23 protein-coding genes are annotated in these 26,528 nt (G+C 65.1%); 14 read left to right on the top strand and 9 right to left on the bottom strand.

The window, feature by feature from the left end:
• Nucleotides 1–10: 10 nt before the first annotated feature.
• The 7 genes from C8C96_RS14315 to mnhG all read left to right on the top strand — a co-directional run bounded on the left by C8C96_RS14315 (nt 11) and on the right by mnhG (nt 7,058).
• Complete coding sequence (locus C8C96_RS14315; protein ID WP_121942725.1) at nt 11–466, top strand: helix-hairpin-helix domain-containing protein; 456 nt, start codon at nt 11–13, stop codon at nt 464–466.
• Between the two features lie 342 nt (nt 467–808).
• On the top strand, nt 809–3,754 hold the full coding sequence (locus C8C96_RS14310) for a monovalent cation/H+ antiporter subunit A (RefSeq protein ID WP_121942724.1): 2,946 nt from the start codon (nt 809–811) through the stop codon (nt 3,752–3,754).
• Nucleotides 3,745–4,110: a Na+/H+ antiporter subunit C gene (locus C8C96_RS14305; protein WP_015014440.1), complete on the top strand. Its 366-nt coding sequence runs from the start codon at nt 3,745–3,747 to the stop codon at nt 4,108–4,110. Before C8C96_RS14310 ends, C8C96_RS14305 begins: the two co-directional genes overlap by 10 nt.
• Complete coding sequence (locus C8C96_RS14300; protein WP_121942723.1) at nt 4,107–5,840, top strand: monovalent cation/H+ antiporter subunit D; 1,734 nt, start codon at nt 4,107–4,109, stop codon at nt 5,838–5,840. The genes C8C96_RS14305 and C8C96_RS14300 overlap by 4 nt, the downstream gene beginning before the upstream one ends.
• 38 nt (nt 5,841–5,878) lie before the next feature.
• A complete protein-coding gene (locus C8C96_RS14295; protein ID WP_121944023.1) occupies nt 5,879–6,388 on the top strand; it encodes a Na+/H+ antiporter subunit E in 510 nt (169 codons plus the stop codon).
• Nucleotides 6,385–6,663: a K+/H+ antiporter subunit F gene (locus C8C96_RS14290; RefSeq protein ID WP_056063664.1), complete on the top strand. Its 279-nt coding sequence runs from the start codon at nt 6,385–6,387 to the stop codon at nt 6,661–6,663. Before C8C96_RS14295 ends, C8C96_RS14290 begins: the two co-directional genes overlap by 4 nt.
• Nucleotides 6,660–7,058 (top strand): monovalent cation/H(+) antiporter subunit G, encoded by a 399-nt coding sequence (gene mnhG, locus C8C96_RS14285; RefSeq protein WP_121942722.1) that lies wholly within the window; start codon nt 6,660–6,662, stop codon nt 7,056–7,058. The genes C8C96_RS14290 and mnhG overlap by 4 nt, the downstream gene beginning before the upstream one ends.
• Nucleotides 7,059–7,123: 65 nt before the next feature.
• Here the strand turns inward: mnhG and C8C96_RS14280 are convergent, their stop codons facing one another.
• Both C8C96_RS14280 and C8C96_RS14275 read right to left on the bottom strand, forming a co-directional pair.
• Nucleotides 7,124–10,774 carry a hydantoinase B/oxoprolinase family protein gene (locus tag C8C96_RS14280; RefSeq protein WP_121942721.1) on the bottom strand — a complete coding sequence of 1,217 codons (3,651 nt, stop codon included), beginning with the start codon at nt 10,772–10,774 and terminating at the stop codon, nt 7,124–7,126.
• Between the two features lie 93 nt (nt 10,775–10,867).
• The gene (locus C8C96_RS14275) at nt 10,868–11,404 is read right to left on the bottom strand and encodes a winged helix DNA-binding protein (protein WP_056063673.1); all 537 of its coding nucleotides are present in this window, start codon (nt 11,402–11,404) and stop codon (nt 10,868–10,870) included.
• Nucleotides 11,405–11,591: 187 nt separating this feature from the next.
• Here C8C96_RS14275 and C8C96_RS14270 point away from each other — a divergent pair, with 187 nt between their 5' ends.
• From C8C96_RS14270 to C8C96_RS14250, 5 genes are all read left to right on the top strand, one after another.
• Nucleotides 11,592–12,575, top strand: a complete 984-nt coding sequence (locus tag C8C96_RS14270) for a TRAP transporter substrate-binding protein (RefSeq protein ID WP_121942720.1) — start codon at nt 11,592–11,594, stop codon at nt 12,573–12,575.
• A gap of 18 nt (nt 12,576–12,593) precedes the next feature.
• A complete protein-coding gene (locus C8C96_RS14265; protein ID WP_056746372.1) occupies nt 12,594–13,103 on the top strand; it encodes a TRAP transporter small permease in 510 nt (169 codons plus the stop codon).
• 17 nt (nt 13,104–13,120) lie between these two features.
• Nucleotides 13,121–14,425 (top strand): TRAP transporter large permease, encoded by a 1,305-nt coding sequence (locus C8C96_RS14260; RefSeq protein WP_099730478.1) that lies wholly within the window; start codon nt 13,121–13,123, stop codon nt 14,423–14,425.
• 122 nt (nt 14,426–14,547) lie between these two features.
• Nucleotides 14,548–14,931, top strand: coding sequence for a fluoride efflux transporter CrcB (gene crcB, locus C8C96_RS14255; RefSeq protein WP_121942719.1), 384 nt, complete (start codon nt 14,548–14,550; stop codon nt 14,929–14,931).
• Nucleotides 14,932–15,050: 119 nt separating this feature from the next.
• Nucleotides 15,051–15,914, top strand: coding sequence for a TIGR00730 family Rossman fold protein (locus C8C96_RS14250; protein WP_121942718.1), 864 nt, complete (start codon nt 15,051–15,053; stop codon nt 15,912–15,914).
• Nucleotides 15,915–15,972: 58 nt separating this feature from the next.
• On the opposite strand, the gene C8C96_RS14245 is transcribed toward C8C96_RS14250, so the two are convergent.
• The 7 genes from C8C96_RS14245 to C8C96_RS14210 form a co-directional block, all read right to left on the bottom strand.
• The gene (locus C8C96_RS14245; protein ID WP_121942717.1) at nt 15,973–17,139 is read right to left on the bottom strand and encodes an MFS transporter; all 1,167 of its coding nucleotides are present in this window, start codon (nt 17,137–17,139) and stop codon (nt 15,973–15,975) included.
• Nucleotides 17,136–18,683 (bottom strand): DNA recombination protein RmuC, encoded by a 1,548-nt coding sequence (rmuC, locus tag C8C96_RS14240; RefSeq protein ID WP_121942716.1) that lies wholly within the window; start codon nt 18,681–18,683, stop codon nt 17,136–17,138. The genes C8C96_RS14245 and rmuC overlap by 4 nt, the downstream gene beginning before the upstream one ends.
• A gap of 75 nt (nt 18,684–18,758) precedes the next feature.
• Nucleotides 18,759–19,742 (bottom strand): D-glycerate dehydrogenase, encoded by a 984-nt coding sequence (locus C8C96_RS14235; protein ID WP_121942715.1) that lies wholly within the window; start codon nt 19,740–19,742, stop codon nt 18,759–18,761.
• A gap of 176 nt (nt 19,743–19,918) precedes the next feature.
• The gene (locus C8C96_RS14225) at nt 19,919–21,331 is read right to left on the bottom strand and encodes a sodium:proton antiporter (RefSeq protein ID WP_056746386.1); all 1,413 of its coding nucleotides are present in this window, start codon (nt 21,329–21,331) and stop codon (nt 19,919–19,921) included.
• Nucleotides 21,332–21,397: 66 nt separating this feature from the next.
• Nucleotides 21,398–22,618, bottom strand: a complete 1,221-nt coding sequence (pncB, locus tag C8C96_RS14220; RefSeq protein WP_056063706.1) for a nicotinate phosphoribosyltransferase — start codon at nt 22,616–22,618, stop codon at nt 21,398–21,400.
• 252 nt (nt 22,619–22,870) lie between these two features.
• Complete coding sequence (locus tag C8C96_RS14215; protein ID WP_121942714.1) at nt 22,871–23,353, bottom strand: thioesterase family protein; 483 nt, start codon at nt 23,351–23,353, stop codon at nt 22,871–22,873.
• Complete coding sequence (locus C8C96_RS14210; RefSeq protein ID WP_121942713.1) at nt 23,350–24,282, bottom strand: histone deacetylase; 933 nt, start codon at nt 24,280–24,282, stop codon at nt 23,350–23,352. Before C8C96_RS14210 ends, C8C96_RS14215 begins: the two co-directional genes overlap by 4 nt.
• A gap of 198 nt (nt 24,283–24,480) precedes the next feature.
• Here C8C96_RS14210 and C8C96_RS14205 point away from each other — a divergent pair, with 198 nt between their 5' ends.
• Together C8C96_RS14205 and C8C96_RS14200 are read left to right on the top strand one after the other, a co-directional pair.
• The gene (locus C8C96_RS14205) at nt 24,481–25,029 is read left to right on the top strand and encodes a phasin family protein (protein ID WP_056063715.1); all 549 of its coding nucleotides are present in this window, start codon (nt 24,481–24,483) and stop codon (nt 25,027–25,029) included.
• 382 nt (nt 25,030–25,411) lie between these two features.
• Complete coding sequence (locus C8C96_RS14200; RefSeq protein WP_056746389.1) at nt 25,412–26,464, top strand: extracellular solute-binding protein; 1,053 nt, start codon at nt 25,412–25,414, stop codon at nt 26,462–26,464.
• The last annotated feature ends 64 nt before the right edge of the window (nt 26,465–26,528 follow it).

Raw genomic sequence — 26,528 nt, 5'->3', positions numbered from 1 at the left:
GACCCTTGCCATGCTGAAAAAACTGCTGACCCTGCTGCTTGCCACGCTGCTCGCTACCGCCGTCTGGGCCGCCGTGGACGTGAACACCGCTACCGAGGCCGAACTCGACGGCATCAAGGGCATCGGCCCCGGCCTGTCGGGGCGCATCTTGCAGGAGCGACAGAACGCTCCGTTCAAAGACTGGGCCGACTTCATCGGCCGTGTGGGTGGCGTGGGCAACAAGAGTGCCGTCAACTTCTCCAAAGAGGGCCTGACCGTCAACGGCAAGAAGTACAGCGCAGCAGCCGCTGCCAAGGCCGAAGCCAAATCCAGCAAAAAGCACAGCAGCACCCAGGCAGCAGACCGCAAGGCCCGTGGCAGCGCTGACAAGGAGGCCGCAACGGCAACCACGCCAGCCACACCACCCGCCACGGCGACTGCGGCACCGGCCGCGCCAGCACCGGCAACCGGCGCTAGCAAAAACTAAGCACGCTTCACAAGCAGCACCCCCGCTCCAGCGGGCTTGTTTTTTTGCGGCAGGGCATGCGCGACAGCAAGGGGCGGGCAGGGTTTTTAGGCGCTGCCCCCAGGGCGTGTCCCCTTTCAATTCCCCCACGCGAAAGCCATCCAGGCCGTGCAGTGCCAGGCGCCCTGAGCGCCGTGTAGCTTGGCTACACAAGCGAAGGGCAACGACGCAATGTGCGGCTTGGCTGGCTTTCCCTTCGGGCTGGCGGCGCAATGCGGCGTCTGCTTTGTCGGGCATCCATCCGCATTGCACCGCCAGCGCGTGGGGGAATTGAAGGGGGACACGCCCTAGAATCAATCGCGCATGCCCCTGATCACGCTCATCCTTCTCCCCTTCATCGGCAGCCTGCTGGCAGCGGTTCTACCCTCCAACGCCCGCAATACCGAGTCCACCCTGGCAGGACTCATCGCCCTGTTCTGCACCGTGCAGGCGGCGCTCTACTTCCCGCAGATTGCAGACGGCGGCGTGATCCGGCAAGAGCTGGCCTGGCTGCCCGCGCTGGGCCTGAACCTCGTCATCCGCATGGACGGCTTTGCCTGGATGTTCTGCATGCTGGTGCTGGGCGTGGGCAGCCTGGTGGTGCTGTATGCGCGCTACTACATGTCTGCGGCCGACCCGGTGCCGCGCTTCTTCTCGTTTTTTCTGGCCTTCATGGGTGCGATGGCAGGCGTGGTTCTGTCGGGCAACATCATCCAGATTGCGTTCTTCTGGGAGCTGACCAGCCTGTTTTCCTTCCTGCTGATCGGCTACTGGCACCACCGCAAGGATGCGCGGCGCGGTGCGCGCATGGCGCTCACCGTCACCGGCACAGGGGGGCTGGCCATGCTGGCGGGCATGCTGGTGCTGGGGCACATCGTTGGCAGCTACGACCTCGATCATGTGCTCGCCGCCGGCCAGCTCATCCAGAACCACACGCTGTACACCACCGCGCTCGTACTGATTCTGCTGGGCGCGCTCACCAAAAGCGCGCAGTTCCCGTTCCACTTCTGGCTGCCCCACGCCATGGCCGCGCCCACCCCTGTGTCGGCCTACCTGCATTCGGCCACCATGGTCAAAGCGGGCGTGTTTCTGCTGGCGCGCCTGTGGCCCGCGCTGGCGGGCACCGAGCAGTGGTTCTGGCTGGTGGGCGGCGCGGGCCTGGCCACCTTGCTGGTGGGCGGCTATGCGGCCATGTTCCAGAACGACCTCAAGGGGCTGCTGGCGTACTCGACCATCTCGCACCTGGGCCTCATCACCTTGCTGCTGGGCCTGAACAGCCCGCTGGCCGCCGTGGCTGCGGTGTTCCACATCATGAACCACGCCACCTTCAAAGCCTCGCTGTTCATGGCCGTGGGCATCGTGGACCATGAAAGCGGCACGCGGGACATCCGGCGCCTGTCGGGCCTGCGCACCATGATGCCGATCACCGCCACCCTGGCCATGGTGGCCAGCGCGGCCATGGCGGGCGTGCCGCTGCTCAATGGCTTCCTGTCCAAGGAAATGTTCTTTGCCGAGACGGTGTACGTGAACACCACGCCATTGCTCGAATGGCTGCTGCCGGTGGCCGCCACGGTGGCCGGCATGTTCAGCGTGGCGTACTCGCTGCGCTTCACGGTGGATGTGTTCTTTGGCCCGCCCGCCACCGACCTGCCGCGCCCGCCCCATGAGCCGCCACACTGGATGCGCGTGCCGGTGGAACTGCTGGTGCTGGCCTGCCTCGTGGTGGGCACCTTACCCGCATGGTCGGTGGGGGCCTACCTGGCCGCTGCCGCACGGCCCGTGGTGGGAGGCGAGCTGCCCACGTACAGCCTGGCGGTCTGGCATGGGTTCAACACCCCCTTTGTGATGAGCCTGGTGGCGTTGGGCGGGGGCATCGCGCTCTACGCACTGCTGCGCTGGCAGCGCGAAAAGGGTGCCATCGATGCGCCACCCGTCATGCGCCGCATCAGCGGCCAGCGGGCCTTTGAGGCCACGCTGGCCTTGCTCAGCCTGATGGGCCGCAATGGCCGCCGCCTGCTGGGCACCGGTCGCCTGCAGTGGCAAATGCTGTGGCTGGTGTGCGCCGCGCTGGTGGCAGGCACCCTGCCCCTGTGGGCGCGGGGCCTGCCCATTGGCGACCGGGTGCAGCTGCCGCTGTCCCCCGCCTTTGCGCTGCTGTGGTTGCTGGGTGCCGTGTGCGCCGTGGCGGCAGCCTGGCAGGCCAAATACCACCGGCTGGCGGCACTGACGCTGCTGGGTGGCTCCGGGCTGTGCGTGTGCCTGACCTTCCTGTGGTTCTCGGCGCCCGACCTCGCGCTCACACAGATCGTGGTGGAAGTGGTGACCACCATCCTCATTCTGCTGGGCCTGCGCTGGCTGCCGCGGCGCGACGAGAGCCTGCGCGTGCCCACGCTGGCCGAAGAGCGCCGCACCCAGCTGCGCCGCTACCGCGACATGGCGCTGACGTTGGCCGCAGGGGGTGGCATGGCGCTGCTGTCGTTCGCGATGATGAGCCGCCCGTTCCCCGACAGCACCTCCACCTTCTTCCTGGAGCGTGCGCTTACCGAAGGGGGCGGCACCAACGTGGTCAACGTTATGCTGGTGGACTTCCGGGGCTTTGACACCTTTGGCGAGATCGTGGTGCTCGGCATCGTGGCCCTCACGGTCTATGCGCTGCTGCGGCGCTTCCGCCCTGCGCGCGAGGTGATGGACCTGCCGCCCCAGCAGCGCGCACTGCCCGCCGATGTGGACACCGACCTCGCCAACCCACGCCAGACTGCCGACACCGCCGTGGGCTACCTCATGGTGCCCGCCGTGCTGGTGCGGCTGATGCTGCCGTTTGCCACGCTGGTGGCGGTCTACCTGTTCATGCGCGGCCACAACGAGCCCGGCGGCGGCTTTGTGGCGGGGCTGGTGTTCTCGGTGGCCCTGCTGCTGCAGTACATCGTCTCGGGCACCTCGTGGGTCGAGGCGCATCTGCCGCTGTACCCGCGCCGCTGGATCGGCGTGGGTCTGCTCGCCGCACTGGCCACGGGCCTGGGCGCACTGGCCTGGGGCTATCCGTTTTTGACCAGCCACACGGCGCATTTTTCGCTGCCCGTGGTGGGTGAGATCCACGTGGCCAGCGCGCTGTTCTTCGACATCGGCGTGTTCACCCTGGTGGTGGGCTCCACCATGCTCATTCTCACCGGCATTGCCCACCAGTCGGTGCGCAGCCACCGCTACAACAACGCACGCGCGGCCGAAGAAGCCCAGGCCGCCGCCACACCTGGAGAAGGTCCATGGAACTGATACTGGCCCTGGCCATCGGCGTGCTCACCGGCTCCGGCGTGTGGCTGCTGCTGCGGCCCCGCACCTTCCAGGTCATCATGGGCCTGTCGCTGCTGTCGTACGCCGTCAATCTCTTCATTTTCAGCATGGGCCGCCTGGGCCTCGCGATTGACAAGGAGCCCGTGCTGCAACCCGGGGTGCCGCAAGACCTGGCCCACTATGCCGACCCCATGCCCCAGGCACTCACGCTCACGGCCATCGTCATCGGCTTTGCCATGACCGCCCTCTTCCTCGTGGTGTTGCTGGCATCGCGTGGTATGGCGGGCACCGACCATGTGGACGGCACCAAGGGTAAAGACGTGCAGGAAATGCCATGACGGGAGGCACGAGCATCACCGCATCGATCACCGCGTGGCTGATGCCACACCTGATCCTCGCGCCCATTGCGCTGCCCCTGCTCACGGCCGGGCTCATGCTGCTGCTGCGCGAGGAACGCCAGCGCACCAAAGTCACGCTCAACATCACATCGACCCTGGTCGGCCTGGTGGTGGCTGTGTTGCTGCTGGTGCAGGCCAAGGAGCCCAGCGTGCAGACCAGCCTGGGCGTGTACCTGCCGGGCAACTGGCCGGCGCCGTTCGGCATCGTGCTGGTCATCGACCGCCTGTCGGCCATGATGCTGGTGCTGACCAGCACAGTGGCGCTCGCCACGGTGCTGTTCTCGGCCGCGCGCTGGCACCGGGCGGGTGTGCACTTTCACCCGCTGTTCCAGTTCCAGCTCATGGGGCTGGCCGGTGCGTTCCTCACGGCCGACCTGTTCAACCTGTTTGTGTTCTTCGAGATCATGCTGGCTGCGTCCTACGGGCTGCTGCTGCACGGCTCGGGCCGCCCGCGCGTGTCGGCGGGGCTGCACTACATCGCCATCAACCTCGCCGCCTCTTCGCTGTTCCTCATCGGGGTGTCGATGCTGTACGGCATCACCGGCACGCTCAACATGGCCGACCTGGCCCAAAGCATTGCGGGTGTGGCCGTGGCAGACCGGGGGCTGCTGCATGCGGCCGCTGCGATTCTGGCGGTCGCGTTCCTCATCAAGGCCGCCGTGTGGCCGCTCAACTTCTGGCTGGTGCCTGCCTACAGTGCGGCCACGGCGCCCGTGGGTGCGCTGTTCGCGCTCATGACCAAGGTGGGCGTGTACAGCGTGCTGCGGCTGTGGACACTGCTGTTTGGCGCCGAGGCCGGTGAATCCGCGCTGTTTGGCAGCCAGTGGCTCATTGGCGGCGGCATGCTGACCATGGCCTTTGGTGCCATTGGCATGCTGGGCTCGCAGCGGCTGGGGCACCTGGCAGGGTTCAGCGCCGTGCTGTCGTCGGGCACACTGCTGGCCGCCGTGGGCTTCGGGCAAAACCTGCTCACGGGCGGGCTGCTGTACTACCTGCTCAGCTCTACCCTGGCCGTGAGTGCGCTGTTCCTGCTCACCGACCTGATCGACCGCTGGCGCAACAACGGTGCCAACCTGGCTCCGTATGAGCAGACCGACGACGCACCCTTTCTGTCGGCCGACCTGGTGCCCACCGAGGGCATGAACCTGGACGACAAGGAACAGGCGCTGATCGGCCAGGTCATCCCCGCCGCAGCGGCCTTTCTGGGCCTGGCGTTCATGGCCTGCACGCTGGTCATTGCGGGCCTGCCGCCCTTGCCCGGTTTTGTGGGCAAGTTCGCCATGATCCACGCACTGCTCAACCCGCTGGGGCTGGGCGCGGCCCAGGGCATCCGCCTGGGCGCTGCGGGCTGGATGCTGGTGGCGTTGCTGGTGGGCTCGGGGCTGCTGGCGCTGCTGGCACTCACGCGCGCGGGCATTCGCCATTTCTGGTCGGCCCAGGGCCGCGCGTCACCGCAGCTTTTGGTGCTGGAGGGGCTGCCCATTGCGCTGCTGCTGCTGGCCTGTGTGGCGCTGGTATGGCAGGCTGGGGCGGTGATGCGCTACACCCAGGCCACGGCCGATGCCCTGCATGCGCCCGGCACTTACGTGCGTGCGGTGATGACCGCTGCGCCCGTCGCGGCTTCGCCTGCGGCGATGCCTGAAACCACGCCACCGGGGGACAAGCCATGACCCAACCTGCTCAACCTGCGGCGTCCAACGCCCCCGCCATGCCGCCACGCCCGGGTCCATTGCGGCGCCTGGTGCCTGCCCCGCTGCTCTCGCTGGCGCTCCTGGGCCTGTGGCTGCTGCTCAACCGCAGCCTGAGCGCGGGCCACTTCGTGCTGGGCACGGTGCTGGCACTGGCCATCCCGCTGCTCACCGCCGGGCTGCGCCCGCTGCCGGTGCGCATCCGCAAGCCGGGCACCGTCCTGCGCCTGGCACTCACGGTGGTGGCAGACACCACCCGGTCCAACCTCGCCGTGGCACGTCTGCTGCTGGCGCCCGGCCGCAGGCGCCACCCTGCGGGCTTTGTGCACATCCCGCTGGACGTGCGGGACCCCAACGCACTGGCCGTGCTGGCAATGATCGTGTGCATCACGCCCGGTACCGCGTGGGCCGAGATTTCTCTGGATCGCAGCATGCTGTTGCTGCACGTGCTGGAGTTGGACGACCCCGCCGCGGTGATCGCTGAGGTGAAGCAGCGCTACGAGGCGCCCCTGATGGAGATTTTTGAATGACCCCCGTGCTGGACTGGGCCCTGCCGGCCGCCCTGCTCATGCTCGCGCTGGCCATGGGCTGCGCGTTGATCCGACTGCTCAAGGGCCCTTCCGCACAAGACCGCGTGCTGGCGCTGGACTGCATGTACTTGAGCGGCATGCTGGTGATGCTCGTGCTGGGCCTGCTCTACGGCAGCAAGAACTACTTCGAGGCCGCACTGCTGCTGGCGCTGTTCAGCTTTGTCGGCTCCATGGCCATGGCCAAGTTTTTGCTGCGCGGCGAGGTGATCGAATGACCGAAGCCGCCACCACCGCCACCGCTGTTCTTCCGCTGTGGCTGGAAATCATCGTGGCCGTGCTGGTGCTGGCCGGTGCCGCGCTGGCCCTGCTGGGCTCCATCGGGCTGCTGCGGCTGCCCACGTTTTTTGAACGGGTACACGCGCCCTCCATCATTGCCACGCTGGGCTGCTGGCTGATCATGCACGGCACCGTGCTGTACTTCTCGGTGGCCCACCGCAGCCTGGCGCTGCATGCTTTGCTGATCGCCGTGTTCGTGGCGATCACGGTGCCGGTGATGTCGATCTTTCTCATGCGCGCGGCGCTGTTCCGAGCACGGCAGACCGGGCGCGACGTGCCGCCCAGCCTGAGCCAACCCAAGGTGGGTGTGAACACGGAAGTCAAAGACGCCTGATCAACCACTCCTGATTTGATAGCTGTAGGCGCATATAAAACATGCGCTTGTGGCATTTCTGGCTCTTACTTCGCCCCCGACACACCAAACCCGCCGCCGCCGGGGGTGTGAATCTCGAACACATCGCCCGGCAGCATCTCTGCCTGGCCGATGTGGTCCAGCAGCTCCACCCGGCCATCGCTGCGCACCACCTTGTTGATACCCACGGCACCCGGCTGACCACCCGCCATGCCAAACGCGCCATGGTGGCGGCCGTTCGACAAGATGCTGGCCGTCATGGGCTCCAGAAAGCGCACACGGCGCACGCCGCCGTCGCCACCTTTCCACTGCCCGGCGCCTCCCGAGCCCTTGCGGATCTCGTAGCCCTCCAGCCGCACCGGAAAGCGAAACTCCAGCACCTCGGGGTCCGTCAGGCGCGAGTTGGTCATGTGGCATTGCACGACGCTGGTGCCACCAAAACCGCCCACCAGCTGCCCGTTGGCATCCCACACACCGCCCGCGCCGCTACCGCCCGAGATGGTCTCGTAGTACTGGTAGCGCGTGCTGCCAAAGGTGAAGTTGTTCATGGTGCACTGCCCCGCCGCCATCAGGCCCAGTGCGCCGTACAGCGCGTTGGTGATGCAGGTAGAAGTCTCCACATTGCCCGCCACCACCGAGGCTGGCGGATTGGGGTTGAGCATGCTGCCCGGCGGGATGATGACGTTGAGCGGCTTGAGGCACCCCGCATTCAGCGGAATGTCGTCATCCACCAGCGTGCGGAACACATACAGCACCGCCGCCATGCACACCGCCGTGGGCGCGTTGAAGTTGTTGGTCTGCTGCGGGCTGGTGCCGGTGAAGTCGATGGTGGCGCTGCGGCTCGCTGCATCCACCTTCACGGCCACGCTGATCTGGGCGCCGTTGTCCAGAGGCAGCGTGAACGCACCATCCTTCAGCCGTGTGATGACACGGCGCACGGACTCTTCGGCGTTGTCCTGCACATGGCGCATATAGGCCTGCACCACGTCCAGCCCAAACTCGGCCACCATGCGGCGCAGCTCCTGCTGGCCTTTCTCGTTGGCGGCGATCTGCGCGCGCAGGTCGGCCATGTTCTGCTGGGGGTTGCGGCTCGGGTATTCGCCGCTTTCCAGCAGCGCAATCATCTCGGCCTCGCGCAGCACACCGCGTTCCACCAGCTTCACGTTATTGATCTGCACGCCCTCTTCTTCAATGCGCGTGGAGAACGGCGGCATGGAGCCCGGCGTGGTACCGCCCACATCGGCGTGGTGGCCCCGGCTGCCCACATAGAACGTGGGCTCGGCCTCGTTGGCGATGTAGACCGGCGTAATGACCGTGATGTCCGGCAGGTGCGTGCCACCGTGGTACGGGTCGTTGAGCACGAACACATCGCCGGGCTGCATGCGGCCCGCGTTCTCGCGGATCACGGTCTTGATGCTCTCGCCCATGCTGCCCAGGTGAACGGGCATGTGGGGCGCATTGGCAATCAGGTTGCCTGCGGTGTCAAATAGCGCGCAGCTGAAGTCCAGGCGCTCCTTGATGTTCACCGAGTACGCCGTATTCTGCAGCTGCAGCCCCATCTGCTCGGCAATGTTCATGAACAGGTTGTTGAACACCTCCAGCAGCACCGGGTCCACCGTGGTGCCCACGGCATGTTGCACGGCGCGCGCCACACGGCGGTTGAGCAGCAGGTGGTCCAGGTCGGTCAGCGCGGCCTCCCAGCCGGGCTCCACGATGGTGGTGGCATTCTTCTCGGCAATGATGGCCGGGCCGGGGATCACGTCGCCGGGGCGCAAATCCTCGCGCACCACCAGGGCGGCATCGTGCCATGCAGGCACGCCATCGATGCCACCGGTGTACATGCGCACGGTGCTGCGGCGCGGCACCTCGCGCGCGGGCTGTAGCGTGTGGCGTGGCTCCACGGGCGCGTCGCCGGGCACCACGGCCTCGACCGACACAGCCTCCACCACCAGGCCCTTGCCCTGCATGAGGAACGCAAAACGCTGGCGGTAGGCGTTCTCGAACGCGGCGGTGATTTCGGCCAGCGAGCCAAACGGCACGATGAGTGCCGAGTCGCTGCCCTCGTAGCGCACATGCACGCGGCGGTGCACCACCGCAGTGCCCGCGCCCACCTGCTGGCGCTCCAGCTCGGTGCGTGCGGTGGTGGCCAGTTGCTCCAGCGTGGCCTCGATGCCGGGCAACGCCTCGGGCACGAGCTTGGTCTCTACGGCCTGCTCACGGATCACGTTCTGGTCCGCCAGGCCCATGCCGTAGGCGCTGAGCACGCCCGCCAGCGGATGCACAAACACGCGCGTCATGCCCAGGGCATCGGCAACCAAACATGCATGCTGGCCACCCGCGCCGCCAAAACACTGCAGCGTGTAGCGCGTCACGTCATAGCCGCGCGCCACACTGATCTTTTTGATGGCGTTGGCCATCTGCTGCACGGCAATCTGGATGAAGCCGTGCGCCACATCCTCGGCCTTGCGTCCGGTCTGGGTGGCGAGGTCGCCAAACTTTTGCGCCACGGCATCACCGTCCAGGGCCTCGTTGGCCGCGTGACCAAACACCTTGGGAAAGTGCGCAGGCTGGATCTTGCCCACCATCACGTTCGCGTCCGTCACGGCCAGCGGGCCGCCACGGCGGTAGCTGGCGGGGCCAGGGTTGGCGCCCGCGCTTTCGGGGCCGACGCGGAAGCGTGCGCCATCAAAGCCGAGGATGGAGCCGCCGCCAGCCGCCACGGTATGGATGCTCATCATGGGCGCGCGCATGCGCACGCCGGCCACCTGGGTTTCGAACTCGCGCTCGAACTCGCCTGCGTAGTGGCTCACGTCGGTGCTGGTGCCACCCATGTCAAAACCGATGACCTTGTCGTGGCCCGCAAGGCCCGCGGTGCGCGCCATGCCGACGATGCCACCGGCGGGGCCAGAGAGGATCGCATCCTTGCCCTGGAATACCTGCGCGTCCGTGAGGCCGCCCGACGACTGCATGAAGAACAGCTTCACGCCTGGCATTTCGCTCGCCACCTGGTCCACATAGCGGCGCAGGATGGGCGACAGGTACGCATCCACCACCGTGGTGTCGCCCCGGCTTACCAGCTTCATCATGGGGCTGGTGGCATGCGATGCGCTCACCTGCGTAAAGCCGATTTCGCGCGCGATGCGGGCGGCGGCTTCTTCGTGCGCTGTGTAGCGGTAGCCGTGCATGAACACGATGGCCGCGCTGCGCAGGCCCGCGTCGTAGGCCGCCCACAGGCGTTCCTTCAGGTGGGCTTCGTCCAGCGGCTCGATCACTTCGCCCTGTGCCCCCATGCGCTCCTGCGCCTCGATCACGCGCTCGTACAGCAGCTCGGGCAGCACGATGTGGCGGTCAAACAAACGGGGGCGGTTCTGGTACGCAATGCGCAGCGCGTCCTTGAAGCCCTTGGTGGTGATGAGCAGCGTGGGCTCGCCCTTGCGCTCCAGCAGCGCGTTGGTGGCCACGGTAGTGCCCATCTTCACGCACTCCACCAGTTCGGGCGTCACGGGTTCGCCGGACTTCAGACCCAGCAGGTGGCGAATGCCCGCCACGGCGGCATCCTTGTACTGCTCGGGGTTCTCCGACAGCAGCTTGTGCGTGACCAAGTTGCCGTCCGAGCGCTTTCCCACCACGTCGGTGAAGGTGCCGCCCCGGTCGATCCAGAACTGCCAGCGGGACAAAGGAGAAACTTGTTGGGACATGATGATGCTATCTAATCAATAGCTGCCAGCGCATTGAATACCTGCGCTACAGCTGCATTTCATTCAAAAGAACCGGAAACCAGGGGCAGGTTGTCACAGCGACGCTGCGGAGCGCGCTGCCTGGTCATACATGCCCGAGAGCACACGCAGCAAACGGGCCAGTTCGCCGATGTCGCGGTTGAGCGCGTCATCAGCATTCAAGGCATCGATGAGGCAGCTCTCGCGGATCTCGCGGTAGCGCTGCACATAGGCGCGGCCGGTGTCGGTGGCTGCGTAGGTGACTTCCTTGCCGTTCTTCTGCGAGGCGACCACGCCCAGGGTCTGCAGCTTTTTGAGCGAGTAGTTCACTAGGTGCGTGTCTTCCACGTTCATGATGAAGCAGATGTCGGCCAGTCGCTTGTCGCGCGCACGGTGCGTGACGTGGTGCAGCACCACCACGTCGAGCGGCGTCAGGTCCTTGAGACCCGCCGCCGCCATGCAGTGCACCACCCAGCGGTGGAACGCGTTGCCCGCCACGATGAGGCCGAACTCGAACTCGCTCATCTCTGCACTCTGCGCCGACACCAGATGCGCCGAAGACACGATGGGACCGGAGTCGGTTTTGGCCTTGGGCTTGGCGTCAGATTTCATGGCGGGTTCAGGCCTGCGGGTTCTGTCATTGGCACGGGATATGCATGGGGCATTGTAGGCAAGTCGATGGTAATTTGTTGGCAATTTGTCAGCGTTTAGGCAAAACACCTATCGCAATCGGATCGGCTTCCGATACAGTGATTTGTTACATCCAACCTTGTACATACAACCCTGCGGAGCAATATCCATGAAGCGTCGAATCTTCCCCGTGACCGCACTCGCCCTGACCCTGGCTGCGGGCCTACCTGCCACCTCGGTATTCGCCCAGACCAAGTGGGACTTGGCCGCCGCCTACCCTGCCACCAACTTCCACACCGAAAACATGGTGCAGCTGGCCAGCGATGTGGACAAGGCCACGGGCGGCAAGCTCAAGATCACGGTGCATGCCAACGCCGCGCTGTTCAAGGCCCCTGAAATCAAGCGCGCTGTGCAAGGCGGCCAGGCGCAGATGGGCGAGATCCTGCTGGCCAACTTCCAGAACGAATGGCAGCTGTTTGGCGTGGATGGCCTGCCCTTCCTGGCCGATAGCTACGACGCCTCCAAGAAGCTCTACGCCGCCCAAAAGCCCTTCCTGGAAAAGAAGCTGGCTGAGCAGGGAATGATGCTGCTGTACGCCGTGGCCTGGCCTCCACAAGGCATCTACACCAAGAAGCCGCTGGCCTCTGCCGCCGACCTCAAGGGCATCAAGTGGCGCGCCTACAGCCCTGCCACCGCCCGCATTGCCGAGCTGGTCGGCGCCCAGCCCGTGACGGTGCAGGCAGCAGAGTTCTCGCAGGCGCTGGCCACGGGCGTGGTCGAATCGACGATGACCTCGGGCGCCACCGGTGTGGACAGCAAGCTGTACGAGCACCTCAAGTTCTACTACGACACCCAGGCCTGGCTGCCCAAGAACGCCGTGCTGGTGAACAAGAAGGCGTTTGATGCCCTCGACAAGCCCAGCCAGGACGCGCTGCTGAAGGCCGGTGCCGACGCCGAAGCACGCGGCTGGGCCAACAGTGCCAAGGTCAACACCGACACCGTCGCCAAGCTCAAGGCCAATGGCATGGACGTGGTGACCCCACCGGCCGCCCTGAAGGCCGACATGGCCAAGGTGGGTGACACCATGCTCAAGGAATGGCTGGACAAGGCCGGCCCCGAAGGCAAGGCGCTCATCGACGCCTACCGCAAGTAAGCCCAGGCGCCCACGCACATGCGTCGTCTGCTGGACTTTCTGTACGACAGCGCCGCCGCCCTGGCGGCGCTTTTCATGGTCGGCTTGTTGGGGATGGTGCTGCTGTCCATTGCCAGCCGCCAGTTCCACTTCCACGTGCCGGGCACGGATGCCTATGCGGGCTATCTGATGGCCGCATCGGGCTTCTTGGCGCTCGCCCACACCTTGAAGCGCGGCGAGCACATCCGCGTCACGCTGCTGCTCAACTTTCTGAAGGGCGGCGCCAAGAAGGCGTTCGAGATCTGGGCTTTGGCCATTGCTACCCTGCTGGCCGTGCTGTTCGCGGTGTACAGCTGCAAGCTGGCCTGGCAGTCGCACGAGTTCCACGACATCTCCACCAGCAGCGACGCCACGCCCCTGTGGATTCCGCAGATCGCCATGGCCTTGGGCACGGTGATTCTGGCGATCGCGTTCCTGGACGAGCTGGTGCTGGAGATGATGGGCAAGCGTGTGGATGCCTCCTCCGGCGAAGCATTGCGCAATGAATAAACCCGGCACGACCTACCATGAGTGATCTCGCCATAACCGGCCTGCTCGTACTGTCACTGTTCCTGATCCTGGGCAGCGGAGTATGGATCGGGCTCACCCTCTCCGGCGTCGCCTGGATCGCCATGCAGCTGTTCTCCGCCCGCCCGGCGGGCGACGCGATGGCCGTGACCATCTGGGGCAGCGCCTCCAGCTGGACCCTCACCGCCCTGCCCCTGTTCATTTGGATGGGCGAAATCCTGTTCCGCACCCGTTTGTCGCAAGACATGTTCAAGGGCCTGGCCCCGTGGGTACAGGCGCTGCCCGGCCGGCTGCTGCACACCAACGTGGTGGGCTGCACCATCTTTGCCGCCGTGTCGGGGTCCAGCGCCGCCACCTGCGCCACCATTGGCAAGATGACGCTGCCCGAGCTGACGCGCCGCGGCTACCCCGAGCACATGGTGGTGGGCACGCTGGCCGGTGCCAGCACGCTGGGCCTGTTGATCCCGCCGTCCATCATCATGATCGTATACGGCGTGTCGGCCGAGGTGTCGATCTCGCAGCTGTTCATTGCGGGTGTGCTGCCGGGCATCCTGCTGGCGGCGCTGTTCTCGGGCTACATCATGCTGTGGGCATTGCGCCACCCCGAACAGGTGCCCGCCGCCGATGTGCGCATGAGCTTCATGCAAAAGCTGTCCGAATCCCGCAGCCTGATCCCTGTGGTGTTGCTGATCGCGGCCGTGCTGGGCTCCATCTACACCGGCTTTGCCACCGCCACCGAGGCCGCGGCCGTGGGTGTGGTGGGCTCGCTGGTGCTGTCGGCCGTGCAGGGCTCGATGACTTGGGGCACGTTCAAGGACTCGCTGATGGGCGCCACGCGCCTGTACTGCATGATTGCGCTGATCCTGGCTGGCGCCGCTTTTCTCACGCTGGCCATGGGCTACATCGGCTTGCCGCGCCACCTGGCGGAATGGATCGCGTCGCTGGGCTTGAACCAGGCCCAGCTCATCGTGGCGCTGGCGGTTTTCTACATCATCCTGGGCTGCTTTCTCGACGGTATCTCGATGGTGGTACTGACCATGGGCGTGCTCATGCCCACGGTGCAGGCGGCCGGCATCGACACCATCTGGTTCGGCATCTTCATCGTGCTGGTGGTGGAGATGGCGCAGATCACGCCGCCCGTGGGCTTCAACCTGTTTGTGCTGCAGGGCATGACAGGCCGCCAGCTGCCCTGGATCGCCAAGGTGGCCATGCCCATGTTCTTCCTGATGTGTGGCGCCGTGGCGTTGATCTATGTCTTCCCCGGCATCGTGACCTGGCTGCCGCAGCAGATGTCGGCACGCTGAACGCACCTGCCGCCAGCAGGCACAGCCAAGCGGGGCGCCCCCACCGGGGACGCCCCGCTTGGCGTTTTGAGGGATGGAGAGGAGCCAGTCCGACGCTCCAAAAATCCGGCGACAATGGCCCGATGTTGAACGTTCTTGCCATCTGCATCGGCGCCTGTGTGGGCGCACTGGCGCGCTGGCGCCTGGGTCTGTGGCTCAGCCCCGGGGGCCTCATTCCCTGGGGCACCGTGGCCGCCAATCTGGTGGGTGGCTATCTCATCGGGGTGTGCGTCGCTGTGTTCCACGCCATGCCGCAACTCGACCCTGTGTGGCGACTGGCACTGGTCACAGGATTCCTGGGCGCACTCACCACGTTCTCCAGCTTCTCTGCCGAAGTCGTTGAGATGCTGATGGTGCAGCGCTACGCCATGGCGCTGGGCACCACTGCACTGCACCTGCTGGGCTCGCTGGGCCTCACGGTGCTTGGCATGCAAACTGCTTCGTATTTCATAGCATCTCGCGCTTGATGCTCCTGCACTAGCACGTCATTTCGTCATCCATTCACGCCACACTGCATGGGCCCTCACCCGCTGCTGCCGGTGCCGCCCCTTTCTTCTCTGTTCATCTACCGATACGCGAGCCCCTCATGGAATCCAACACCCAACTCAACGAACGCCGCCTGGCCGATGCCTGGGCCGAGCTGCACAACCACGCTCACAACGGCAACCCGCTGCAGGCCGATGCCAACCGCATGGCCTTTGCCGACCCCGAATTCATGTTCCGCCGCGAAACCCGGGGCATCCGCTTTCAGCTCGAAATGCTCAAGCCCGACCTGGGCCAGGCCGAACAAGGCATTGAAAGCACCGTGGTGGTGTACGGCAGCGCGCGCTTTGTGGCGCCCGACGAAGCCGCAGCACAGCTGGCCGAGGCCGAAGCCAGTGGTGACGCCGAACGCGTGCGCCGCGCGCGCCTGGCCGTGCGCAATGCGGGCTATTACGACCTAGCCCGCCAGTTCGCCAAGCTGGTGGCCGACTACAGCGAACGCCAGCGCCCTGCCGACCGGATCTACATCTGCACGGGCGGCGGCCCCGGCATCATGGAGGCCGCCAACCGGGGCGCCCACGATGCCGGCGCACTGAACGTGGGCCTGAACATCGCCCTGCCTCACGAGCAAAGCGGCAACCGCTTCATCTCGCCCTCACTGTCCTTCAAGTTCCACTACTTCGCGCTGCGCAAGATGCATTTCATGATGCGTGCCAAGGCGCTGGTGGCCTTCCCTGGCGGCTTTGGCACGCTGGACGAGCTGTTTGAAGTGCTGACCCTGGTCCAGACCAAAAAGGCCAAGCCTGTACCCATCGTGCTGTTCGGCACCGACTACTGGAAGCGCCTCATCAACTTCGACGTGCTGGTGGAAGAAGGCACCATCTCTGCGCAGGACCTCAACCTGTTTCACTACACCGATGACCCTCAGGAGGCCTGGGAATTGATCCGGGCGTTTTACAAGCTCTGACGGCCAACATAAGGCGGGACGGGTGCCTGAAGCACCTACCTACCCCGCAGGGCTCTCTTCATGGTTTGCGCCCCATCAGCCAGGCCTGGCGAGAGCCTAGCCCCACAGCGCAGCCCACCACCCAGAACAGCCCTCCCACCCCAATCACGGCCCCCGCAGAGCCAAACAGCATGGGCATGAGCACGCTGGATGCGTTGATGGCCATGAGCCGCAGACCCAGCGCCTCGCCATGGCGGGCCGGCGGCGTGATCTGGTGCAGCAGGCTCATCACCATGGGCTGCACCGAGCCCAGTGCAAACCCGAGCAGCACCGAACACGCGCCCATGGCCAGCGCGCTGTGCAGCAGCGGGTAGACGCCAAACAGCACGGCCGTAGCGACCATGGCGCCCGCCACCACCACCCGTTCGCGCAGGCGCTCTGCCACGATGGGCATGAGCACGCGGATGACGGCAGCGGCAATCGCAAACGCCCCCAGGATGGAGCCAATGACGGACGCCGACAGGCCCCGCTCGTGCCCCAGCAGCGGGACCACGAAGGTGTGCACGTCCCAGCACGAGGACAAGATCCAGTTGACCAGCAGCAAGCGGCGAAACGGAGGTTCGTTCATCAGGTCCCACGCGCGCTGCGGGGGGCCGCCCGCGGCGGCAATCACGGGCGGTAGCTCTACCGTGTCTCGCACCCAGAACCAGGTGAGCAGGGGCAACACCGCCATCAGGGCAAAGGCGGCGCGATAGCCCTCGGTACTGCCCGCAGCACTGCCCGCGTTGTCGATCATGAGCCCCGCGCAGAAAGGCCCGATGAAGTTGGACACCGCAGGCCCGATGGCCAGCCAGCTGAACACCTGCTTGAGCTGCGTGGCGTCGTGCGCAGCGCGCCCCACATGGCGCTGCAGTGCAATGGTGGCGGCCCCGGTGGCGCCACCGGTCATCAACGCAGCCACGCACAACACCGGAAAGACGGGGAACACCAGCGCCAGCGCAGCCCCTGCCGATGCAAGGGCCACCGCGTAGCCCACGGGGCGCTTCAAGCCGTGCCGGTCCGCATAGCGCCCGGCGGGCAAGGCCAGAAAAACCTGCGTGAGTGCGAACAATGCCAGCAACACCCCCACGGCTGCTGCACTGTGACCCTCGCGCAGCGCCAGCAGTGGCGCTGCCAGTCGCATGCCTGCCATGCAGGCGTGCACGCAGATCTGCCCCGCAATCAGGCGCGCCAGGGCCCAGTTCACGGCAGGTCGTCCTCGGAATCCAAACCAGGCAATGCCGATGGACCGGCCCCTGCCAGCGGCACGGCCGTGTCGGGCGCAGGCAGGTCCTGCACATCCCGCAGCTTGCGCTGGATGGCGCGGGTGCGCACCCCCACCTCGTCAAACTTCTTGGCGGCGGCATCGATGGATTTTTTGGTGGCCTCGACCACATCGCCAAACTTGGCGAACTCGGTCTTGACCATGCCCAAGAGGCTCCACACCTCGGACGAGCGCTTTTCGATCGCCAGCGTCTTGAAGCCCATTTGCAGGCTGTTGAGCATGGCGGCCAGGTTGGCCGGGCCGGTGATCATCACGCGGCACTCGTTCTGCACGGATTCGACCAGGCCGGGGCGGCGCATCACCTCGGCAAACAGGCCCTCGGTGGGCAGGTAGAGCACGGCGAAGTCGGTGGTGTGTGGGGGCGACACATACTTGGCAAAGATCTTCTTGGCCTCCAGCTTGATCGACGTCTCGAACGCATTGCCTGCCGACTGAATGGCTGCCTTGTCCGCCGCGTCCTGCGCGTCCAGCAGGCGCTGGTACTGCTCCACGGGGTACTTGGAGTCGATGGGCAGCCACACCGGATGCTCGTCGCTCTTGCCGGGCAGGCGGATCGCAAACTCCACCAGCTCATCGCTGCCCGGCACGGTCTTGACGTTGCGCGCGAACTGGTCGGGCGTGAGCACGTTATCGATGATGGCGCCCAGCTGCATTTCGCCCCAGGTGCCGCGCGACTTCACGTTGGTCATTACGCGCTTCAAGTCGCCCACGCTACCCGCCAGGGTCTGCATTTCGCCCAGGCCCTTGTGCACTTGTTCGAGCCGGTCGCTCACCAGCTTGAACGACTCGCCCAGGCGCTGCTCCAGCGTGGCGTGCAGCTTTTCGTCCACCGTGCGGCGCATTTCTTCGAGCTTGGTGGCGTTGTCGGCCTGGATGGCGGCCAGGCGCTCGTTGAGGGCGGTGCGCAGCTGCTCGGCGTTGTGCTGGCTGCCCTGCACCAGCCCGGTGAGCTGCTGCGACACGGCGTCTTGCAGCACCGCAAACTGGTTCTTGATCTGAAAGCCGTTGGCTTCGAGCTGGTCCTTGAGCGCTTGCGACATCACTCCCAGCTGCGACTGGGTATCGCCCTTGAGCGAATCGAGCGTGAGGCGTGTGGCCGCATCCAGGGCCGTGAGGCGCTGCTCCAGCCGCGCCTCGAATACGCCAAAGGCAGCCAACAGCTCGGCGCGGCCGTTGCGGGATTCGGCCACGGCCTGGGCCAAGCGTTCGTCCACGGCGTGGCGCAGTGTCTCCAGCGTGGACTGCGTGGTCTGGGTAAAGCCACGCAGCTGCTGGCCCATGCCGTCCAGCGCGCCATCATTCTTGGCCACCGCAATCTGCGTCGCCTGTGTGGTTTGCTCCAGCGACTGCAGGCGTGCCAGCCACTCGGGCGGCAGGTCCACGCGGGGACGGCGCAACAAGAGCACCACGAGAAGGACCAGCGCCAGTGCCAGCGCCGCCAAGAGAACAAGTGTGTCAGTGACCAAGGTTTACTATGTTTTTGATAGCTATCAGCGCATGATTGACTAGCGCATCCGGTCGAATGGACCCAAAATCCCGCATCAGCGCAGGGTGGAGGGCTGATTCACCGGCGTGAGCGGCCCCCGCCCGTCAAAGAAGGCAATCAGGTTATCCGCCGCCAGGTTGGCCATGGCGCGCCGGGTAGGCACCGTGGCGCTGGCAATGTGCGGCGTGAGCACCACGTTGGGCACTGTCAGCAGGTCGGGGTGCACGCTGGGTTCACCCTCAAACACATCCAGCCCCGCCGCCGCAATGCGACGCTCGCGTAGGGCCACAGCCAGCGCAGCGTCGTCCACGATGCCGCCACGCGCAATGTTGACGAGCGTCGCCGTGGGCTTCATCACCGCCAGCTCAGCCGTACCGATGGTGTGGTGCGAAGCGGGCGTGTAGGGCACCACCAGCACCACATGGTCTGCGGTGCGCAGCAACTCATGCTTGCCCACGTAGGTGGCCTTGCATTCGGCCTCCAGCTCGGCCGACAGGCGCGAACGGTTGTGGTAGACCACCTTCATGCCAAAACCATGCGCCCCGCGCTTGGCAATGCCCTGCCCGATGCGGCCCATGCCGATGATGCCCAGCGTGCTGCCGTGGATGTCGCTGCCCGCGAACATGTCGTAGCTCCACTTGGTCCACTTCCCGGCACGCAGGTAATGCTCGCTCTCGGTCATGCGGCGGGCCGTGGCCATCAGCAACGCAAAGCCAAAGTCGGCCGTGGTCTCGGTCAGCACATCGGGCGTGTTGGTGCCCAACACACCCGCGGCGGTCATGGCATCCACGTCAAAGTTGTTGTAGCCCACGGCCATGTTGGCGCAAACCTTCAGGCGAGGCGCAGCGGACAGCAGCGCAGCGTCGATGCGCTGGCTGCCGGTGGTCAGCACACCGTCCTTGTCGGCCAGGCGCGCGGCCAGCTCTTGCGGGGCCCAGATCACGTCGTCAGGGTTGGCCTCCACGTCAAAGTGCTCGCGCAGGCGTTCCACGATGTCAGGAAAGATCGCGCGGGCGACCAGGATGCGGGGTTTGCTCATAAGTCTTCAATCTCCAAACTATTCGCAAGGCACGTCGGCCTATAAAAACTGGCGTGGACCAAGCCAGCGGCCGCCGAGCAAAGGCCGCCCTGCAGCGAGGGCGGCGTCCCCCTTCCCGCAGCGCGCAGCGGTGCGAGAGAAGGGGGAAGCGGCGCAGCCGCTCAGGGGGATGTTCACTATCTAAACCAGATGAAAGTCATGACGATAAAGAGCGGCACCAGAATGCCCCCCGACCACAGCATGTAGCCGAAGAAGCTTGGCATCTTCACGCCGCGGTCTTCGGCAATGGCCTTGACCATCATGTTGGGCGCATTGCCGATGTAGCTGTTGGCACCCATGAACACCGAGCCCGCCGAGATGGCGGCCAGCGTGGGGGCCAGGGTGGTCATCAGCACGGCCGGGTCGCCCCCGGCGGTGTTGAAGAAGACCAGGTAGGTCGGCGCGTTGTCGAGGAACGAGCTGAGCAGCCCGGACGCCCAGAAGTACATAGCCGGGTCAGGTGTTCCGTCCGGCCGCGTGACGGCGGACACCACGGCACCAAAGGGGCCATTGACGCCCGCCTTGAGCATCGCGATCACCGGGATGATGGTGAGGAAGATGCCCGCAAACAGCTTGGCCACTTCCTGCATGGGGCCCCAGCTGAACTGGTTGTCTTCATGCACCTGCTTGGGCGTGATGCGCAGGGACACCAGCGCCACGATGATCAGGCCCACGTCCCGCACGATGCCGGGCAGGCCCACCTCGGCCCCGGCGATGGTGAACGCCACCTGCGACTTCCACAGGCCGCTGAGCAGCACTAGCGCCACCACCACGCCCAGCAGCGCAAAGTTGGCCTTACCGTCAAAGCCGATGGCTTTGGTGTCGGGCGTGGGGTCGGCCCTGAGCACCTCTTCGCGCCGGTGGTAGTACCAGGAATCCATCACGAAAAAGATGGCCAGCAGCGAGCCCACCAGAAACAGGGTCTCGGGGAAAATGTGGCTCACCGTCCAGAAGAAGTCCACCCCCTTCAGGAAGCCCAGGAACAGCGGTGGGTCACCCAAGGGCGTGAGCGAGCCCCCGGCGTTGGACACGATGAAGATGAAAAACACCACCACATGCGCTGTGTGCTTGCGGTTGTCATTGGCGCGGATCAACGGGCGGATAAGCAGCATCGACGCCCCCGTGGTGCCCATGACGCTGGCGAGCACCGCGCCAATGGCGAGGATGGCCGTGTTGAGCGCCGGGCTGCCGTGCAGGTTGCCCCGGATGTAGATGCCCCCTGCCACGGTAAACAGCGCGGTGAGCAGGATGACGAACGGAATGTATTCGGCCACCAGCGCATGCACAAAACTCGCGCCCGCCGCGCCGGGGCCAAACACCAGCGCAAACGGCACCAGAAAAGCCAGCGCCCAGCCCGCAGCCACCTTGCCAAAATGGTGGTGCCAGAAGATGGGCGCCAACAGCGGCATCAAGGCAATCGACAGCAGAATGCCGGCAAAGGGCACGCCCCACAGCACCGACAGCGCACTGCCGTCAATATCGGCCGCCAGTGCCAGTCCCGGCAACGCCGCCAGTAGGCCGGCCACTGCCAGCCCGCGCGAAAATTTCATGGTTCTTGTCTCCGTCTCATTGCTAAAAATCAGGGGACGCAGGGCCATGGCACCTGCGGGGCACGGTCACACCGGCGAAGGGATATCAAACACCTGGCGCAGGTAGGCCAGGTACTTCTCGTCATCACACATGCCCTTACCCGGCGTGTCCGACAGCTTGGCCACAGGCTGGTCATTGCAGCGCGTCATCTTGATGACGACCTGCAAAGGCTCATGGGCAGGCGGGCTGCCGAGGTCATTGGTCAGGTTGGTGCCGATACCAAACGCCAGCTGGCAGCGGCCCCGGAACTGCTGGTACAGCTCGATGGTGCGCGGGATGGTGAGCGCGTCGCTGAAGATCAGCGTCTTGGTCAGCGGGTCCACGCGGTTCTTGCGGTAGTGGTCCAGCAAGCGTTCGCCCCAGGCGAACGGGTCGCCGCTGTCATGGCGGGCGCCATCGAACAGCTTGCAAAAATACAGGTCGAAGTCGCGCAGGAAGGCGCTCATGCCGTACACGTCCGACAGCGCAATGCCCAGGTCACCCCGGTATTCCTTGGCCCACATCTCGAAGCCAAACACCTGGCTATCGCGCAGCCGCGGGCCCAGCGCCTGGCAGGCCTGCAGATATTCGTGCGCCATGGTGCCCAGGGGGGTCACGCCCAGCTTCATCGCGTACAGCACGTTGCTGGTGCCCGCAAACTGCCCGGGGCCTGCGGGCGCACCTGGGCGGCGGTCCCCGGTGCCGAGGCGTGCCACCAGCACGCGCAGCACTTCCTCGTGCCAGGCGCGCGAGAAGCGGCGGCGCGTGCCGTAGTCGGCAATCTTGAGGTCGGACAGGCCCTCGCCCTGCAGCAGCGCAATCTTGGCGTCGAGACGGCGGCGGCCTTCCGGAAAGTCGGGTACCTTCTGCGTGTTGCGAAAGTACACCTCGTTGATGATGGCCAGCACCGGGATCTCGAACAGGATCGTGTGCAGCCAGGGCCCGCGGATGGTGATGTCGATTTCACCGTTGTGCTGTGGCACTACGGTGATGTACTTCTCGTTGAGCTTGAACAGGCCCAGAAAGTCCACGAAGTCGCTCTTGATGAATCGCAGCGATCGCAGGTAGGCCAGCTCGGCATCCTGAAACTGCAGGCTGCACAACGAACGGATCTCGTCGCGGATCTCGTTGGCAAACGGTGCCAGCTGCACGCCGGGGTTGCGGCACTTGAACTTGTACTCGACCTGCGCCCCGGGAAACTGGTGCAGCACCACCTGCATCATGGTGAACTTGTACAGGTCAGTGTCGAGCAGGCTGGTGATGATCATGGACAGGGCACGCCTCAGAAACCGCGCACGCTGGGCACGCGATGCTCCGGCCGCAGACCGGACGATAAAGCCGCAAAGTGTAGGCCATCACGGCGCCCGGTGCGCGGCACTGCGGGCGGCGTCAGCCAGTGTTCAGCCGGCGCTGTGCATTCAAGCTGTTCAGGGCCCAGGCGCACATTGCAGCTGCGCCTGACGCTATCAAATCAGCAGCTACGGTTTGCAGCCACTGATCAGCCGCCAATCAACGACCCGTCAGCCGGGCATGACCAGCGCCTGCAGCACATTGCGCAATGCATCTGGCACGGCCACCGGGCGGCGGGTTTCGCGGTCCACGTACACATGGATGAAGTGCCCCGCCGCCGCCGTCAGCGGCTCGCCCTGCGCAAACAGGCCCACCTCGTAACGCACACTGGAGCCCCCCAGCCGCGCGACGCGGATGCCCGCCTCCACCGTCTGCGGGAACGCCAGCGGCGCGAAGTAATTGCATTGGGTCTCGATGACCAGGCCGATGGTCTGGCCCGCATGGATGTCCAGCACGCCCTGGTCGATCAGGTGGGCGTTCACCGCCGTGTCAAACCAGCTGTAGTACACGACGTTGTTCACGTGGCCATAGACGTCGTTGTCAGCCCAGCGTGTGGTGATGGGGCGGAATACGCGGTAGGCGCTGCGCGGCTGCGGAGCCGGGCGGACCGGCGCGGAAGAAGCGACAGGAGACGAGCTGGCGGCAGAGGTCATGGCCGCACATTCTGCCAGCGCTGGTGGTACTGCCAGGCCACGCGCCAGGTGGTGAGCTGCGCCTGCAGTGTGTCTTCCAGGTCGTTGCCATAGCCGCCCGCCATCACGAACACCGTGGGAATGCGCCGCTGCCAGGCCCAGTCAAACACCCGCCGGTCGCGTGCCTCCAGCCCGTCGTGGGTGACGGCGAGACGACCCAGGCGGTCGCCCACATGGGGGTCGGCCCCCGCGAGATAAAACACCAGGTCCGGTTTGCAGCGATGGTCCAGCGCCTCCAGGGCCTGGTCCAGGGCGTGCAGGTAGTCGTCGTCAGCGCATCCGTCTGGCAGTTCCACGTCCAGGTCACTCGGCTCCTTGCGAAAAGGAAAGTTGCGTGCACCATGCAGCGACAGGGTGAACACGCTGTCGTCGCCCTGAAAGATATGGGCCGTGCCATTGCCCTGGTGCACATCCAGGTCGATCACCGCCACCTGCAGCGGCCAGCCCGATCCATCGTTCAGGTGATCGGCCTGTGCCTGCTGGGCAGCCACCGCCACATCGTTGAACACACAAAAGCCACTGCCCTTGTCGGCATACGAGTGGTGGGTGCCGCCAGCCAAGTTGCCGGCCACACCCTCGCGCCAGGCGGCGCGGGTGGCCGCCAGAGTAGCGCCCACCGAGCGGCGAGCGCGCTCTGCCATGGCAGGACTCCAGGGAAACCCGATCTCCCGCTGCGCGGCGGGCGCCAGCGTGCCCTGGGCAATGGCGTCGATGTACTGCTGGCTGTGCACGCGCACCAGTGCCTCATCCGATGCTGGTAGGGCTTCTTTCAACAGCACGCCAGGCAGGTGCTGGGCGATCCGGTCGCGCAGCATGCGGTACTTGGCCATGGGAAAGCGGTGACCATCCGGCAAAGGCAACACGAAGTGGTCGGCGTAGTAGGCGTGCATGACGCAATTGTGGCAAGCCGGGGATTTCTGGGTGATCGTGTCTAATTTGCTGCAGTGCAACAAAAAGCCCTTGCAATAGCGCTGCAAGTCCCTAAAATTCAACCCATGCTGCACTGCAACATGACCAACAGGTCAAGGTCAGCGCAGATGTCTGTGAACCACCCGGCCCCTTGGGCCCTCATTTTTAGGAGATATGACATGTCGCTGACCGCAGAACAAATCCTGGCATCCCACAAGGCCAACATCGAAACCCTGTTTGGCTTGACCACCAAGGCTTTCGAAGGCGTGGAAAAGCTGGTCGAACTGAACGTGACCGCTTCGCGCGCTGCCCTGTCCGAAGCCGCCAACCACACGCAAGCCGTGCTGGGCGTGAAGGACGCACAAGAACTGCTGGCCCTGCAAGCTGGCCTGTTCCAGCCCCTGGCTGAAAAGACCGCCGCTTACAGCCGCCACCTGTACGACATCGCATCGGGCACGGGCGCTGAGTTCGGCAAGGCTTTCGAAGCCCAGGCCACCGACGCACAGAAGGCTTTCACCAACCTGGTGGACAGCGCCGCCAAGAACGCCCCCGCCGGTTCCGAAACCGCCGTGGCCGTGATGAAGAGCGCCGTGTCTGCCGCCAACAACGCGTTTGAGTCGGTACAAAAGGCTGTGAAGCAAGCGTCTGATGTGGCTGAAGCCAACTTCAACGCCGTGGCCAACACCGCTGCCAACGCTGCCAAGACGGCCGCTCCCCGCAAGCGTTAATCGCCCTACCTGCGGTCTGGAGTGCAACCTCTAGGCCGTGTTCAGGGAATACCCTGATAATTCAACCCATGCGCTGCTGACCTTGTCTACAGCGTCTCAGTTGTCTCCTTGGATCCTCTCGAAACCCCCGTTTCAAGGATCCTTTTAAAGCCCGGTTTTACGACCGGGCTTTTTTTTGGCCTGACCACACACAGACCGCAAGCGTGGGAACGGGCCCGCGCGGCGAACCGATCTTTTTACGGTGGTCCGGCATCCACGGCATGCGGCCCTTGCGCCACCTCAAACCCGGACCCGAAATCCGGCCTTTGCGCAAGACATTGATCAAGAATAATTCGCGTTTGCTTTATCATTGACGCAGTTTCAACCCCGAAAGACGCAACCCATGTCGAAGACTGTGAAAGCCTTGCTGAGCGCTTGTGCCCTGGCCGCCGCTGCAGGCGCCGTGCACGCCCAGGAACAAGTGGTCAACCTCTACTCGGCCCGCCACTACTCCACCGACGAAGCGCTGTACACCGGCTTTACCAAGGCCACGGGCATCAAGATCAACCGTGTGGACGCGGACGATGCCGGCATCCTGGCCCGGCTGAAGGCCGAAGGCACCGCCTCGCCCGCCGACGTGATCCTTCTGGTGGACGCAGCCCGCCTGTACAAGGGCGAGGTCGATGGCCTGTTTCAGCCCATCCAGTCCAAGGTGCTAAACGACGCCATCCCCGCTAATCTGCGCAGCCAGCCGGCAGCAGACGGAGGCATCTCGTGGTTTGGCCTGTCCACCCGCGCGCGCGTCATCGTCTACAACAAGGTCAAGATGCAGAAGGCCGATGTGGACACCTACGAAGAACTGGGTGACCCCAAGAACAAGGGCAAGCTGTGCATCCGCTCCGGCTCGCACCCCTACAACCTGAGCCTGTTCGGCGCTGTAACGGAACACATGGGCGAACAGAAGGCAGAAGCCTGGCTCAAGGGCATGGTGGCCAACCTGGCCCGCCCACCCAAGGGCGGCGACACCGACCAGATCAAGGCCGTGGCTGCGGGTGAGTGCGACATCGCCGTGACCAACACCTACTACCTGGCGCGCATGATGCGCTCCAACAAGCCCGAAGACGTGGCTGTGGTCAACAAGGTGGGCGTGGTGTTCCCCAACCAGGAATCCTGGGGCACGCACCTGAACATCGCCGGCGGCGCGGTGGCCAAGCACTCCAAGAACCAGGCCAACGCCATCAAGTTCCTTGAATATCTGGCCAGCCCCGAGGCACAGAACTATTTTGCAAACGGCAACAACGAGTGGCCTGCTGCCAAGGGCGTGGCACTGGACAACCCGGCCCTCAAGGCCATGACCGGCGGCAAGCCTTTCAAGAGCGAGACCATCCCGATCAGCGCGGTGGGCGCCAACACGACCAAGGTGCAGCAGATGCTAGACCGCGTGGGCTTCCAGTAAGCTGCCCCTGCCCTCACCCACCACAAGCCCGGCCTGGTCCGGGCTTTTTTTCGCGTTCAGCACG

Origin of the sequence: Acidovorax sp. 100 (assembly GCF_003688355.1) — a bacterium.
Classification (GTDB): Bacteria; Pseudomonadota; Gammaproteobacteria; order Burkholderiales; family Burkholderiaceae_C; genus Acidovorax; species Acidovorax delafieldii.
This window is presented reverse-complemented; position numbering and strand designations above follow the sequence as displayed.